At 64.7% G+C, this 15,119-nt stretch carries 12 protein-coding genes; 7 read left to right on the top strand and 5 right to left on the bottom strand.

Going from position 1 to position 15,119, the window contains the following annotated elements:
- From GQ56_RS43065 to GQ56_RS0109215, 4 genes are all read left to right on the top strand, one after another.
- The coding region (locus GQ56_RS43065; protein ID WP_052007241.1) for a YadA-like family protein at window positions 1–2,361 on the top strand (2,361 nt) is incomplete at its 5' end.
- Between the two features lie 119 nt (window positions 2,362–2,480).
- Complete coding sequence (locus GQ56_RS0109230; RefSeq protein WP_052001567.1) at window positions 2,481–2,774, top strand: H-NS histone family protein; 294 nt, start codon at window positions 2,481–2,483, stop codon at window positions 2,772–2,774.
- 360 nt (window positions 2,775–3,134) lie between these two features.
- Window positions 3,135–4,286: a branched-chain amino acid ABC transporter substrate-binding protein gene (locus tag GQ56_RS0109225; RefSeq protein ID WP_031398387.1), complete on the top strand. Its 1,152-nt coding sequence runs from the start codon at window positions 3,135–3,137 to the stop codon at window positions 4,284–4,286.
- A gap of 181 nt (window positions 4,287–4,467) precedes the next feature.
- On the top strand, window positions 4,468–5,640 hold the full coding sequence (locus GQ56_RS0109215; protein ID WP_031398385.1) for an NAD(P)/FAD-dependent oxidoreductase: 1,173 nt from the start codon (window positions 4,468–4,470) through the stop codon (window positions 5,638–5,640).
- Between the two features lie 292 nt (window positions 5,641–5,932).
- Here the strand turns inward: GQ56_RS0109215 and GQ56_RS0109210 are convergent, their stop codons facing one another.
- The 5 genes from GQ56_RS0109210 to GQ56_RS0109185 all read right to left on the bottom strand — a co-directional run bounded on the left by GQ56_RS0109210 (window position 5,933) and on the right by GQ56_RS0109185 (window position 12,243).
- Entirely contained in the window at window positions 5,933–6,526 is a 594-nt protein-coding gene (locus GQ56_RS0109210) for a hypothetical protein (RefSeq protein WP_152601710.1), read from the bottom strand.
- A complete protein-coding gene (locus tag GQ56_RS0109205) occupies window positions 6,501–7,499 on the bottom strand; it encodes a hypothetical protein (protein ID WP_031398383.1) in 999 nt (332 codons plus the stop codon). Before GQ56_RS0109205 ends, GQ56_RS0109210 begins: the two co-directional genes overlap by 26 nt.
- Window positions 7,477–10,185 (bottom strand): type VI secretion system Vgr family protein, encoded by a 2,709-nt coding sequence (locus GQ56_RS0109200; RefSeq protein ID WP_043301252.1) that lies wholly within the window; start codon window positions 10,183–10,185, stop codon window positions 7,477–7,479. The genes GQ56_RS0109205 and GQ56_RS0109200 overlap by 23 nt, the downstream gene beginning before the upstream one ends.
- 454 nt (window positions 10,186–10,639) lie before the next feature.
- Window positions 10,640–10,903, bottom strand: a complete 264-nt coding sequence (locus GQ56_RS0109190; RefSeq protein ID WP_152601709.1) for a hypothetical protein — start codon at window positions 10,901–10,903, stop codon at window positions 10,640–10,642.
- Window positions 10,904–11,061: 158 nt separating this feature from the next.
- Complete coding sequence (locus tag GQ56_RS0109185) at window positions 11,062–12,243, bottom strand: serine hydrolase domain-containing protein (RefSeq protein ID WP_031398380.1); 1,182 nt, start codon at window positions 12,241–12,243, stop codon at window positions 11,062–11,064.
- Between the two features lie 282 nt (window positions 12,244–12,525).
- Here GQ56_RS0109185 and GQ56_RS0109180 point away from each other — a divergent pair, with 282 nt between their 5' ends.
- The 3 genes from GQ56_RS0109180 (at window position 12,526) to GQ56_RS0109170 (ending at window position 15,101) form a co-directional block, all read left to right on the top strand.
- Window positions 12,526–13,653 carry an aminotransferase class V-fold PLP-dependent enzyme gene (locus tag GQ56_RS0109180; RefSeq protein WP_031398379.1) on the top strand — a complete coding sequence of 376 codons (1,128 nt, stop codon included), beginning with the start codon at window positions 12,526–12,528 and terminating at the stop codon, window positions 13,651–13,653.
- A 114-nt stretch (window positions 13,654–13,767) separates the two neighbouring features.
- The gene (locus GQ56_RS0109175) at window positions 13,768–14,178 is read left to right on the top strand and encodes a GNAT family N-acetyltransferase (RefSeq protein ID WP_031398378.1); all 411 of its coding nucleotides are present in this window, start codon (window positions 13,768–13,770) and stop codon (window positions 14,176–14,178) included.
- A gap of 50 nt (window positions 14,179–14,228) precedes the next feature.
- Window positions 14,229–15,101: an AraC family transcriptional regulator gene (locus tag GQ56_RS0109170; protein WP_235212670.1), complete on the top strand. Its 873-nt coding sequence runs from the start codon at window positions 14,229–14,231 to the stop codon at window positions 15,099–15,101.
- Window positions 15,102–15,119 lie beyond the last annotated feature (18 nt).

Below are 15,119 nucleotides of genomic sequence, written 5' to 3'. Positions count from 1 at the left end.
ACGGCCAGCGGCAGCCAGTCGCTCGCGCTCGGTCTGAACAATGTCGTGAGCGGCGCGCAATCAGGCGCGGTCGGCAGCAACAACACGGTGTCCGCGAACAACGCGTTCGTGCTGGGCAACAACGTGACGGATGCGGTGGACAACTCGGTGGTGCTGGGTAACAACTCGACGGTGGCGGCGGCGAACACCAACTACTACAACCCGGGCAGCGGCACGCTGTCGGGCACGGCAAGCGGAGTAGTGAGCGTAGGCGCGGCGGGCGCCGAACGGGAGATCACGAACGTGGCACCGGGCAGCAACGCGACGGACGCGGTGAACGTGAGCCAGCTGCAATCGCTGGCGAGTGCGGTGGCGGCCGGCCAGACGCACTACTACAGCGTGAACGACGGTGGCGCGCAGGGAGGCAACTACGCGAACGACGGCGCGACCGGCGCGGATGCGCTGGCGGCGGGCGTCGGCGCGTCGGCGGCGGGTGCGTCCGGCGTGGCGATCGGCAGCGGTGCGTCGGCGTCGACGACCGGTACCGTGTCGATCGGCCAGAACGCGGGCGCGAACGCGACCAGCGTGTCGGACGTGAACATCGGCAACGACGCGGGCGCGAATGCGGCCGGCGGACAGAACACGGCGATCGGCCCTGGCGCGGGGAACGGTGTCAACGGCACGCTGAACACGAGCATCGGCAGCCTGAGCGGCGAAAGCGTGCAGGGCAATTACAACAGCAACATCGGCAGTCAGGCCGGTGCGCTGACGGTCGGCAATGCGAACGCGAACTTCGGGCTCAACGCGGGCGTCCAGGTGACGGGCAACACCAACGTGGGGATCGGCGCGGCGGCGGGCGCGGGCGTGACCGGCAACGGCAACGTGTCGATCGGCGCGGGGGCGAACGCGGCGTCCTACAGCGTGGACGCGACCACCGGCCAGGTCGCGTCGACGGGCACGGCGGGCCTTGCCGTGAGCAACACGGTCGCGCTTGGCAACGGCGCGATGGCGAACAACAACGGCGACGTTGCGCTCGGCGCCGGCTCGACGACCGCCGCCGCCAATCCGACCAGCGGCGCCACCATCACGACCGCGTCCGGCGGGCAACTCACGCTGTCCGGTTTTGCCGGCGCGAATCCGACCAGCGTGGTGTCGGTCGGCGCGCCGGGTGCCGAGCGGCAGATCACCAACGTGGCGGCGGGGCGCGTCACGGCGACGTCGACCGATGCGGTCAACGGCAGTCAGCTCTATGCCGTTGCCAGCGAGGTGGATACGGCCGTGAACGGCGGCGGCATCAAATACTTCCATGCGAATTCGACCGCGGCCGATTCGAACGCGGTGGGTACCGACAGCATCGCGGTCGGCCCGACCGCGACCGCCAACGGCGATTCGTCCATCGCGGAAGGCTCGGGCGCCGTGGCGGGCGTCAGCGGCAATCAGGCGGTGTCGGGCGACGTCGCGCTCGGCAGCGGCGCACAGGCGACGGGCGGCAACTCGCTCGCGCTGGGCAACGGCGCCAGCGTCGCGACGCTCGGCGGCGTGGCACTGGGCGCGGGGTCGGTAGCCGACCGTGCGGCCGGTACCTATGTCGATCCGATCAGCGGAAGCAGTTTCACGACGACGCTGGGTGCGGTGTCCGTCGGGGCATCGGGCGCATTGCGACAGATCACGAACGTCGCGCCCGGCACGCAACTGACCGATGCGGTCAATCTGGGCCAGCTCGAGAGTGCAATCAGCACGCTGGACCAGACGATCAACAGCCTGCCCGCCCAGACGGTCGTACCGTCGACGGGGGGCGATCAGACCTGGATCACCGGCAACCCGACGACGTTCACGCCGCCTTCGGCAAGCGGCCAGAACGCGACTGCCGCCGGTAGCGGTTCGGTCGCGTCCGGCAGCGGCAGCACCGCCCTGGGCGATCATGCCACCGCGAGCGGAGCGAACTCGGTCGCCCTTGGCGCGAATTCGGTCGCGACGGCGGCGAACACCGTGTCGGTTGGCTCGGTCGGCAACGAGCGCACGATCAGCAATCTTGCGCCGGGCGTGAACGGCACCGATGCGGTCAACGTGAACCAGTTGAACAGCGGGGTTTCGAATGCCGTCGCGCAAGCGAACCAGTACACGAACCAGCAGATCGAAGGGCTGAAGAACGACATGAACAGCGGCGTCGCGGCCGCGATGGCTGTCGCGGGCCTGCCTCAGCCGACCGGGCCGGGCAAGAGCATGGTCGCGGTCGCGGGTTCGACGTGGCAGGGGCAGCAGGGGCTCGCGCTTGGCGTCTCGACCGTGTCGGAAAACGGCAAGTGGATCTACAAGGGTGCGCTGACGACGAGTAGCCGCGGAGGCACCGGCGCGGTGCTTGGCGCGGGTTATCAATGGTGAGCCCGCGGTGCGGCGGCTGCGCGACCGCGCCGCCGCCGCGTCCGTGGCGCGGATGACGTGCGCGATGCTGCGCAACGGAATGGCGAGATGAGGGGGGCAACATGAATTCATACGTCGAGATGCTGCAACAGTTCAACCGGCTCAAGCAGGAGATCGAGAGCGCGAGGACGCGCGAGATGCGCCGTTTCCTCGGCGAGCTGATCGATCTGCTCGACAGGAACGGCATCAGCCTGAGCGACCTCATCGAATATCGCGCGGCCACCGGGCATAGGGTACGGCCGGCGATACCGCCGAAATACATGGATCCCGCGACGGGCCGGACCTGGACCGGCCGGGGCCGCGAGCCGCAATGGATTCGCGGCAAGGATCGCAGCGTGTTCCTGATCGACCGGGACGACGAGCGAGCGCCCTGACGGGCGACGGCGGGACGACGTGTGCCGCGCCAAAGTGCCTTTGGCGCGGCATCGCAATCCGGCAGCATGAAGCGTGGCGGCGCAGGCCGGCCAGACTGGCGCACAGCCGGCACTTGATGACAAATCCTCACTATGTAGTTCCGATAATTCGTTTGCTGCACGGGTATTGGCTACCCACAATTCCTTCACCTCTTTAGCGGTGCAAGGTTCTTCGGAGACGGAACCGCGGTGATTGATCGACCGGCCGGTCCGGCGCCTTCGTCGAAGGTGCCCGGTGACGGACGCGATCCGCCGCACGCAGGAGGTCGCCGACGCGCGGCAGCCGCGCGTTGCATCCCGACCCACACAAGAAGGACTGCCATGATGTTCCGCATTCGTTCGATTTCCGGCGTTGCATTGACCGCCGCGATCCTCGCGTTCCAGGCCGGCGCGGCCCATGCCCAGGAGACGGTCGTCAAGGTCGGCGTGGCCGGCCCGCTGACGGGCGGCGGCGCCGCGTACGGCAAGGACATCGAGAACGGCGTGCGCATGGCCGTCGACGAGGCGAATGCCGCGCATACGACGGTGGGCGGCAAGCCCGTGAAGTTCGTCGTCGCGTCGCAGGACGACCAGAGCGATCCGCGCACCGGCGTGCAGGCCGCGCAACAATTGGCCGATGCGCAGGTGGCCGTCGTGATCGGCCACTTCAACTCGGGCACGACGCTGCCCGCATCGAAGATCTACGCGAAGGCCGGCATTCCGATGATCACGCCGTCGGCGACCAATCCCGACATCACGCGCGCCGGGCTCGGCACCGTGTACCGTGTGATCGCGACGGACACGCAGAACGCCGGCAACGCGGGCGCGTATGCGGCGAGCGTCACCAAGGCGAAGCGCATCGCGATCATCGACGATCGCACCGCGTTCGGCCAGGGCGAAGCGGACGAATTCGAGAAGGCCGTGAAGGCGAACGGCGGCACGATCGTCACGCGCGAATTCACGAACGACAAGGCCGTCGATTTCAGCGCGCAGCTCACGAAGATCAAGAGCACGAATGCCGATCTCGTGTTCTTCGGCGGCCTCGACGCCCAGGCCGCGATGCTCGTGAAGCGCATGCGCCAGCTCGGCATCCGCGCGCAGTTCCTCGCGGGCGGCGGCGTGATGAACGCGAACTTCATCCGGCTGGCCGGCAACGCGGCGGAAGGCGCGGCCGTGTGGGAGTACGGGCAGCCGCTGTCGCGGCTCGCGAAGGGCAAGCAGTTCGAAACGAAATTCAAGCAGAAGTACGGCGTCGACATGCTCGCGTATGCGCCGTTCGCGTACGACGCGACGTGGATCGCGATCAATGCGATGCAGAAGGCGAACTCGACGAAGCCGGCCGATTTCAACGGCGCGCTGAAGGGCACGCGCTACGACGGCATCACGGGCACGATCGCGTTCACGAGCACGGGCGACCTGAAGAACCCGAGCTCGACGCTGTACGAAGTGAAGAACGCCGCGTGGCAGCCCGTCACGACGAAATCGGCGGACTGAACGCAACGCGCGCGCGGGCTTTCGCTGCGATGCCGGACGTGCTGAAATGCCATTGGCGGTCCGGCGCGATCGCGGCGCCCGCCGGCCCGGCCGACGGGCCGGCCTGCCCGCGCGACGCGGCATGAACAACCCACGGGCGCGGCCGGCAGGCTGCGCCCTTCATGTGCAACTGGAGTCAGTCGTGAGTTCTCAAGTCGTCATCGTCGGCGGTGGTGTGATCGGCAGCTCGATCGCCTATTTCCTGCGCGCCACCGATCCCACGGTTTCCGTGACCGTCATCGAGCGCGATCCCAGCTATGCGAAATCGTCGTCGGCGTTGTCGGCCGCGTCGATCCGCCAGCAGTTCTCGACGCCGCTGTCGATCCAGATGTCGCTGTTCGGCATCGATTTCCTGCGCACGATCGGCGAACGGCTCGAAGTGGACGGCAACCGGCCGTCGATCGATCTGCACGAAGGCGGCTACCTGTTCCTCGCGACGCCGGCCGGCGAGGCGACGCTGCAGGATAATCATGCGCTGCAGACGCGCCTCGGCGCCGATATCCGGCTGATGGATCGCGATGCGCTGCGCGCGAAGTTTCCGTGGCTGAACGTCGACGATCTCGTGTCGGGCGCCTATGGCGTGAGCGGCGAGGGGTGGTTCGACGGCTACGGGCTCGTGCAGGCGCTGCGCAAGAAGGCGCAGGCGCTGGGCGCGCGCTACGTGGCGGCGGATGTGACGGGCGTCGAGCGCGACGGCCGCAAGGTGACACAGGTGGTCACGCACGACGGCGAGCGCCATGCGTGCGACACGCTCGTCAACGCGGCCGGTGCGTGGACGCGCACGCTGTCGGCGATGATGGGCATCGACATTCCCGTGCATGCGCGGCGCCGCAGCATCTTCAACGTGTCGTCGCCGGCGAAGCTCGCGGATTGTCCGCTGCTGATCGACCCGACGGGCGTGTATTTCCGGCCGGAAGGGCGGACGTATATCTGCGGGATGTCGCCGAGCGCCGACCGCGACCCGGACGACCTGCCGCTCGACGAAGTCGATCACGAACTGTTCGACGAGGTGATCTGGCCGACGCTCGCGCATCGCGTGCCGGAATTCGAGGCGTTGCGCGTGCAGAACTGCTGGTCCGGATACTACGAATACAACGTGTTCGACCACAACGCGATCATCGGGTATCACCCGGAACTCGACAACGTGGTGTTCGCGAACGGCTACAGCGGCCACGGGCTGCAGCAAGGGCCGGCGACGGGGCGCGGCGTCAGCGAACTCATCCTGGGCGGGCGTTACGACACGCTCGACCTGTCGACGCTCGGCTGGGCGCGCGTGCTGGAAAACCGCCCGATCGTCGAAAAGAACGTCGTGTAGCGCGGCGTAGCCCGCCCGCCGTGGAGCGGGCGGGATTCTCCTTGTGTCTCGACTCATTGGCCCGACTGTGTCGGGCTTTTTTTGTGGGTGCGCCCGGCTGTCGGGCCGGCTACCTGTCAGATCGAGTCCCGGCGAATACAGATGACTGCCGCCGGGATTCGGTGTCCGCGGCAGAGTGATGTGCCATTCGTCATCCCCTCATCCTGCGCGATCACCTCCAGCAACATGACAGTGCCGCACGGTGCACCACCGACGGCAGCGCGACTGTCTTGCTGATTCGTGACTGCGCACGTCACTTCTTGCTCTGCACGAAGGTGCTGCCGTTGTAGCGATACTGACGCGTCACGTGCGCGGTCTCGTCGATGAAAGACCAGTTGATCTTGAATCCGAGCGGATCGTCAAGCCACTCGATCGCAAGCCAGGGCGATCGATTGTTGACGTAGGTATCGAGCGACACGGTGTGCAAGCAGCTTTGCACGGGCATCGAATATCTCGGCACTGCGGCATTCCCGTCGATCTGGAGTGCATACAGGGTGCTTTCCTCCCCCGCGCCGCAATATCCCGTCGGATTGTTGCTCGACGACTGACTGACGACAACCAGCACGATCTCCTTTCCGTCGACGACCTTCGAGTCCGCCGACGGAAAGCCGATGCTCGATGCGGAAGAGACAGCCCGACGCAGTGCAGTCGGTAACTTCACCGTGATCGAGCGGTGATGGGCAATGTCGACCTCGATCAGTCGCTTCCCATCCTCATCCTGCTGCAGGTGGCGCCCATTTGACAGTCGAATCGAGGTGGGCGCCTCTTCGTCTGCAAGAACGTTCGCCGTACCGGCGAGGGCGACGGAAATGACGCAACATTTAACGACCGAAGATATGATCGACATAGCAGATTCCGGAATACATCCATCGATGGTCTTTGCCCTGACCGCCCTTCATTTTCTTGTATTCGTCCTTATCGCGGTCGTGTAGTTCCGCTTCGGTTTTCCCGATGTTCGTCGGATCTTTCATGTCCCAGCCAATGTTGCCTGTCTGGGTGTCGCACTGTATGTCGCGACGTTCAAGCGTCTGCGTTTTCGTGTTGGCCTTGTAGTAGCTCCCCCCATTCCAGCGAGTGAAGGTCTCGCGCCTCAATTGCTCTTCGGTGTAGGGCACCCCGTCGAAGCTGGCAATCGCTGCCTTTTGCTTCAACTGCCATAGCGCGACACCGGCCTTGATATTCTCCTTCCAGCTCCAGACTTGCTCATAGCTGGGTGCGGGATTCGTCATCTGCGTTATCCCGTAGCCCTTGTCGCCGGCAACTACCGGTTCGTTGTCGGCGTTGATGAAGTTCTTGAAGCGGCTCTCTTGCTCGAGGATCAGATCGAATCCAGCAGTATTCGGAATCGCCTTAAGGTAGTTCAGGACATCGTCTTTCGCAGGATTCTTTCCAAGAATGAAGACGGTTCGTCGAAAATCAGTCGTACCCGCCTTCACTTCGACGGACAGCTTCCCGCCGATGATCTTGTCGTTCAGCTTTGCGTCCCAGGTCGTGTCGTTGCTCGTGAATGAGCCGGTCTCCGAGAACGACCTGACCTTCTTCCCTCGCTTGGCCGACTCGCGCAACGAACTGACCTGGGCGTCCCACACGATGCTCCATTTCCATTGGTAAGGTGGTGGGTCATTCGTCTCGATCTCGAACGTGACGGAAGGGAACCGAGTAGTCTCGTCGATATAGAACTTGTCCCCGGTCTTCGGGTGGACCCATTCACCGATGTCGCTCTGAATAACGGCCTTCACCAGCGATTTTTGATCGGTACCGGTCGTCGACGCATGTTTTACGTGCCGCGTCACGGTCTTACGTTTCTTCGTCGCTGTCATCGTCGACCTCCTTGTAGACGGTGAGAGAAAGGGATTCAGGTTGATCGGTGTAGACGTGCCGAGTGAATCCATCTGCATCGCTGTAACCGCTCCACTTCTTGCCCGACTCGCTTTCGATCTCGTAGTGTGTGTGCGGCAGGACGGTCGTGCCGTCGTCGTCGACCAGGTGGAACTGCTCGTGATACCGCGGGGCATCGCCCGCATGGGGCAGGCCGGGAAGCGCGTAGCCTTGCGCGGTCGGCCCGTCGAAGCTGTGCGTCGTACCCTTGATGTCGATCCTGCCTGGCGCATGGATCTGGACGCCGCCATTCGCGATCCGGATGTAGGCGCCACCCGACGTAAGGAGGAGTTCCTGATCGGCCGCGACTTCGACCTTGGCCGTTGTCGAAAGCACCTTCACTGATTTCCGGGCGGTCAACTCGATGTTGTCCGAGTGGGCCTGCAGTTCGATCTTGCCGCGCCCGGCGAACAGTTTCATGCCGGCGCCCCGGACAAAGATGCTCAGTTTGTTGGCGACACTTGCGAGAAGCGACTTCCCGATCGCCAGATGCGTGTTCCGGCCACTGACGATGTTGACGTGTTGCTCGGCCGACAGGTGAGCAGTTTCGTTCGTGGAAAGCGCGATGTCCGATGGGCTGCCGAACAACATCACGGGTTTTTTGAAGGCGTTTGCCGCTCCGGTTCCACCCCCGGCTGTTCGTCCGCCCGCGACGGCCGCGGTGGCCGAATCCTGCGTTGCGTCGGATAGCAGCTTCAGCGCATCGTATCCGGCCTGCAGGCCCTCGGCGTCATGTGCGATGCTCGCGTCGGATAGTGATTCGAGCAAGCGTTCGGCGCGTACCAATTGCTGTTGCGTCTCGCGAGCGTCGAGCGGTTGGCTGTCGAGTGCTTTCGAATACGTGGTGACGTATAGTCCGCGATTCGCGCGAACGGCGCCGTAAGTGTCTGTCCGCAGGTCGAATCCGCTTCCCAGGTAGTCGCCCCGCGCATTGCCGGTTTGCTGGATGAGGTAACCGAGATGGAGCACGGAGTTTCCTTGGCTACTGAACAACTGCACACGGTTCTGTCCGGTCGAGTCGTCCATCACCATCTGGTTGTACCCTGTTCCGGAAAACTCTTTCGACCGGTAGCCCGAAAGCAGGCCGTTCGTGTGCCACTGCGGCTTCGCTGCACCGTTGTAAACGCGTGCGATTGCGATCGGTCGGTCACAGTCGCCTCCGACGTAGTCGATCAAGACCTCTTCTCCAATTCGCGGCGGATGAACGGAGCCATACCCGCTGCCGGCATCGGACTGCGCGACCCGGACCCAACACGAAGCGCTCTCGTTGCCGTCGTTCACACGGTCCCAGATGAATCGCACCTTGATGCGGTTCAACACGTCGGTGTAGACCTCTTCGTTCTTCGGGCCGACTACCACGGCAGTCTCAAGGTGTGTCGTCGGCTTGATGTGTTCGAACGGACTACGAAACGGGACGGTGGTCCGCTGTGCTTCGATCTCGACTTGATAGGCCCCCGTCGATCCGTCGATATCCGACGACACATGCGACGCGCTGCTCAGGTCGTCTATCCCGGAATCGGCGATCAACTGGTCGAGGCTATGGGGTATTCGTGCCGACGATCGCGTGATCGGCAGGTTGTTTCGAATGGTCCATCGCACCGCAATCGTGACGAATTCACGCTGCTCGAGCGAGTTGCCGTCGTGATCGGGATGGGCATTCAATGTGAAACGTTTGCCCGCGTCGGCCGCGCGCCAACCGCCAATGCCGAAAAAACGCTTCGACCGGGATTCCCATTCTTCGATGCGAGTCTTCGACAGGGTGTCGCCGCGCTCCTGTGAGAGAAAGGTGTAGGCGCCCGTGTACTGATAGACCTCTGCCTGATCAGGCAACTCACCCTGATTTGGCATCGTCGGCCATGACGTTCCCTTTGAATTGAACGCGCCCGCCGGGTTCTTGTAGTCGAACGTGCGCGTGGTCAGCGACGTGCTCTGCAGTGTACGCTTGCCGCTCCATTGCGTCAGTGCGCCCGATGCAAGCGTCGTTCCGGCACTGGAGAAGTCGAGCGGCAGCGCTTCGTCGAGCGCGGTCAGGCGGTCTGTAATGATGAGTCGATGCGCCTTGCCGTCACTGTCGTGTTTCCAGTAGCCATATAGCCCTTCAGACTCCAGAAGCCGGTGAACGAAATTCCAATCGCTCTCGTTCTGGCGGCAGAATGAGAGCGAAGGAAGAGAGCGGGAAAGATGAAACTCGTAGAGGCCGCGCGCTTGTGGATGCGCATTGAACACGTCCGTAACGATTGCATCGGCGGGTTGGTCCTGCCAGATTTTCTGATCACGACGAAAGCGCAGGAAATGCATCCATGAGGCCATCGTTATCTGATGAAATGTCAGCCCGCCATCGGCACCCAGGCGCCGCGCCGTATGCACATAGCCGTGGTGTGGTGCATACGATCCGTTGCGCTGCTGAATCCAGAGGGTAGCGGGTTGCGCGATAAGTTTCTTGAGTTCGATGCTCGAGCTTGTCGTTGCGACGTCGACAACAAACTCGAAATCGCGCCCGAGCCGCGATTCCCCAATCGTCTGGTGGGGAAGCAGAACGTTGCCACCCAACGACGTGTCCAGCTTGAGAAGACGGTCTTGCTGAATCAGCCCGCCTCGAAAAATCTGCATCAGATTGCGAGTATCCATCTGCATACCTTTCTATATTCATTCATAGGCATGCGAACTAGTGATGACGCATTGCCATTTGGCGGAATTGTACAGAATGAAAATTTTAACGAATCTCAAAAAACAGCAATGGAGATACGAAAATTTACGTGATCCTATTTGTTAGTCACGGTGATGGAGACGGAGACGGAGACGGAGACGGAGACGGAGACGGAGACGGAGACGGAGACGGAGACGTAAAAAGGACTGGTCAGTTGGACAGCTGGTATGCGACGTGATGATCGATCGCGCTTCTATAACTGCCGGATGACTTGCTTCGAGTTTGTTTAACGAATGAGCGTCGATACACGCGCTTCTTCGTCCGAGGCAGAAACTGCCCCTTGCTTTGGTCTGGCACACCGAAGGACACAAGCTGCGTGGTGGGGGATGTTCGCGAGGCACGCTGGAGCGGCCTGCTGCTTCGTGAGACAGACGGTTACGCCACGTCGAACAATGCGCGGGAAGATGCTTGCGCTAGCGGGTAGCGTGAAAGATGTTGCTTCAGGGCGAAATGCCGACGGATCGGGCCGAAGCAGGAGAAGACGGCATGAATGCGCTTCGCGGCGTGGAAGCTGCATTTGCGTTGCTCGACCTCGACCTGCTTGGCGAAGCCGACGCAGAACGAGTCGCATTCGAGACGAAGCGTTTCGTGGCTCGCCATGACGCCGCGCCCGAACGGGGCGGCCGGGATGTCGCGCACGCGGGGGCGGAGGCGGTCATGCCGGTACGCGGCGCAACTTTTGCAGCCGGAAATCCAGCGGCGCGCCCGGTGTGTCCAGTGAACCGCCGTACGCGGAACGACACATACGGCGGCATGACAGGGGACGGGTGCAACCCCATCCCCTAATCGATCGCGTGCTACCCGACGCCGTAAACCGCGTCGCGCAGATCGACCGTGTACTGACCGTTCATCCCTTCATAAAGCGTGTTCGACAGCGACACGACGGTGAGCCCGCGTGCGCGGTCGACGAACCACGAGTGGCCGTAGACGCCGCCCCAGCGCCAGGTGCCCGGCGACTCGGGCGACGCCGCCGCGAGCGGGTCGTGCAGCACGGAAAAGCCGATCCCGAAGCCCGTGCCGGGCCGGTCCGGCAACGCGAGCGTGCCGGTCTGCACGCGGCCCATCTCGTCCACCAGCTCGGGCGGCAGCACGGCGCCGCCGCCCGCGCGCAGCGTATCCAGCACGTTCAGCACATCGCCGGCGGTGCCGACCATTCCGGCGCCGCCCGACGCGAACGCATGCGCATCGAGCGCGCGCGCCGGCGAGTACGTCACGCCGACGGTGCCATCGAAGATGGGCACGGTTTCGTTCTCGGCGAGCCGGTGCGGCTGCGGCGTATCGTTGACGTAGGGCGTCGCGAGCCGCGCGGGATCGCGTGCGACGAATGCCGTGTCGCGGATGTCGAGCGGCCGGAGCACCAGCGTATCGACCGCGTCGGCCAGCGGCAGCCCGCAGACGGCCTCGATCAGCGCGCCGGCGACGTCCATCGCCAGCGAATAGTTCCAGCCGGTGCCGGGCGCGAACAGCAGCGGCACGCTCGCGATCCGGCGCAGGTTTTCGCCGAGCGTGATCGACGCGCCGTCGAGCCCGTCGGAGACGCCCGCGCGCGCACGGGGGCCGTTGGCGTCGGCTTCCGCGAAGCGATAGCCGAGGCCGGCGGTATGCGTGAGCAGGTGACGCACCGTGATCGCCGGCACGCGGCCGTCCGGCAGCGCGGGACGGAATTCGGGCAGCCAGCGGGTGACGTCGTCGTCGAGCGACAGCCGGCGCTGCGCGACGAGCGCCATGGCCGCTGCCGAGACGATCGGCTTGGTCACCGACGCGAGCCGGAACAGCGTGTCCTCGCGCATCGGCGTGCGCGCCTCACGGTCGGCGAACCCGGCCGCGCGGCGATACACGGGCTCGCCGTCGCGGGCGATCAGGACGACCGCGCCGACCAGGCGCCGCGTTTCGAGTTGACGGGACAGGACCGCATCGACGCGCTCGGCGAGTGCGGGATCGGGCGACGGCTGAAGTGACGATGCTCGGTTCGGGGTCATCGAGGACTCTGTCGTGAAAGGGCGAGCCGACATGTTAGGCGTCGCATGCCGGCCGCGCCATTAATCCATACGTGGAACAGGGCTACGTGCGCGGCGCCCGCCCGGAAGGCGCTCCGCGACGCATGCGAAGGGCGGCGGGCAAAATATGCCCAAGCGGCGCGCGGCGTTCGTTAGAATCTGCTTTCGTCGAAGAAACAACGCCATTGCATTGGTGCAGAGCAGTATCGCGTCACGGACGCTGCTCATCCTGATTCCATCGTTCATCTTTCACCGGAGGCGAGCATGCCAGGTTTACTTCCCGATGTTGACCGCGAGGGGCTCCTCGAATACTCGGTGGTGTACACCGATCGCTCGATCAATCATATGTCGCAGCGCTTCCAGGGCGTCATGCGCGACATCTCCGGCACGCTGAAAGACGTCTATCACGCGAAGTCGGTCGCGATCGTCCCGGGCAGCGGGACGTTCGGCATGGAAGCCGTGGCGCGGCAGTTCGCGACGAACCGGAAGTGCCTGGTGATCCGCAACGGCTGGTTCAGCTATCGCTGGTCGCAGATCTTCGACATGGGCGGCATTCCGTCCGAAACGATCGTACTGAAGGCGCGCCCGGTCGAAGCGGGGCGGCAGGCCGCCTATGCGCCGGCGCCGATCGACGAAGTGGTGGCCGCGATCCGCGAGCACAAGCCGGATCTGGTCTTTGCGCCGCACGTCGAAACCGCGTCCGGGATGATGCTGCCCGATGGCTATCTGCGCGCGGTGTCCGACGCCGTGCACGCGGTCGGCGGGATGTTCGTGCTCGACTGCATCGCGTCCGGCACGGTCTGGGTCGACATGCAGGCCAGCGGCGTCGATATCCTGATCAGCGCGCCGCAGAAGGGCTGGAGTGCGTCGCCGTGCTGCGCGATGGTCATGCTCGGCGCGCTCGCCCGCGAGCGGATCGACGCGACGACCAGCACCAGCTTCGCCTGCGATCTGCGCAAGTGGCTGCAGATCATGGAGGCGTACGAGAACGGCGGGTTCGCATACCACGCGACGATGCCCACGGACAGCCTCACCACGTTGCGCGACGTGATGAAGGAAACCGGGGCCTACGGTTTCGACAAGGTGAAGGCGGAGCAGCTCGAACTCGGCGCGCGCATTCGCGCGCTGCTGGCCGCCAAGGGGTTCCGGAGCGTGGCGGCCGAAGGTTTCGAGGCGCCGGGCGTCGTGGTCAGCTACACGGACGACGACGGCATCCGGTCCGGGAAGAAGTTCGCCGACGTCGGCCTGCAGATCGCGGCCGGCGTTCCGCTGCAATGCGACGAGCCCGACGATTTCAAGACCTTCCGCCTCGGGTTGTTCGGCCTGGACAAGCTGCATGACGTCGACGGCGCGGTCGCCCGGTTCTCCGATGCGCTGGACCGGATTCTGTAGGCCGGTTCGCGGGCCCGGTGCGCGCGCGGGCGGCGCGCGCCGGCGGCCCGCCGCGTCGCCGCCGGCGCGGCCCTCTCGATCCATTCATCGACACCGTCAACCGGAAGGGTTTGCATGGAATACGTTGTTCGACGGGAAGTCCCGTCGGTGTCCGATTACATCGGAATTCGTCTTGCCGCGGGCTTGAGCAGGAAGTCGGAGCAGGCCGCGACGATCGGCCTGAAGAACGGGCTTTTCAGCGTCGTGGCTTACCTCGGCAGCGTGCCGGTCGGCATCGGCCGGGTGATCGGCGACGGCGGGTGTTTCTTCGAGATCGTGGATATCGCGGTATTGCCGGCGCACCAGAAGAAGGGCGTGGGCGACCTGATCATGCGGGCGCTCATGCGCTACGTTCACGAGAATGCGCCGCCGACCGCCTATGTCAGCCTGATGGCGGATCACGGCACGCCGACGTTCTACGAACGCTACGGTTTTCAGCCTTCGCTGCTGCCGGAGAAGGCGGGAATGTTCCTGCGCATCGCGTAACGCACGGGGCGCGCACGCCCCGGCATGTCCGCCCCGGCAAGAGACGAGGAATGGCAATGAAGGTCGAAGGGCGCGGCCGCGCCGGCGCGACCGGGCGTCACGCGGCAACCGGCGCGCGACATGCGGGCATCGGGCCCGTCGCAAAGAGCACCGACCCGCGTGACTACCAGGACGCGCCGGGGATCGCGGCCGTCATGCCGAAAGTGTTTCCCGACGGTTTTGTCGTCGACGTGCATCGGCATGCGCGCGCGCAGCTCGTCTATACGACGACGGGCATCGCCGAAGTTATCGTCGGCCAGTCGCTGTGGATGATCCCGCCTCGTCGCGCGCTCTGGATTCCGCCCGACCTTCCGCATGCGATGCGCGCGCGCGGGCAGCTCGAGATGCGCACCGCGTACGTCGATCCGCGAGCGTACCGGTCGGCGCATCCGGATCGGCCGGCACTGGTCAACGTATCGTCGCTGCTGCATGAATTGATCGTGCGCGCGTCGTCGTTCCCGATCGAGATCCGCCCCGACGGACGCGACGATCTCGTGATCCGGCTCATGCTCGCCGAGATCGCGTGGTCCCCCGAACAGCCGTTGCCGCTTCCGTCCGGCCAGGATCGGCGTCTTGCCCGGGTCTGCGACGCGATCCTCGCGGATCCGGCCGATCCGCGCACGCTGACGGAATGGGCCCGCGAAGTCGGGGCGTCGAGCCGCACGCTGGCCCGGCTGTTCAACGCGGAAACCGGGCTGTCGTTCAGCCAGTGGCGGCAGCAGGCCCGGATCTCGGCCGCGCGCCCGTTGCTGGCGTCGGGGCGCTCCGTGATCGCGGTCGCGGCCGAGCTGGGCTATGAAACCACGAGCGCATTCTCGACCGTGTTTCGCCGGTGCGCCGGCATGACGCCCAGCGCTTACGCGAAACTGTCCGATTCCGCGTAGCAAACGTCCTTCCAGCCC

The organism is Burkholderia paludis (assembly GCF_000732615.1).
GTDB classification, from domain to species: Bacteria; Pseudomonadota; Gammaproteobacteria; order Burkholderiales; family Burkholderiaceae; genus Burkholderia; species Burkholderia paludis.
This window is presented reverse-complemented; position numbering and strand designations above follow the sequence as displayed.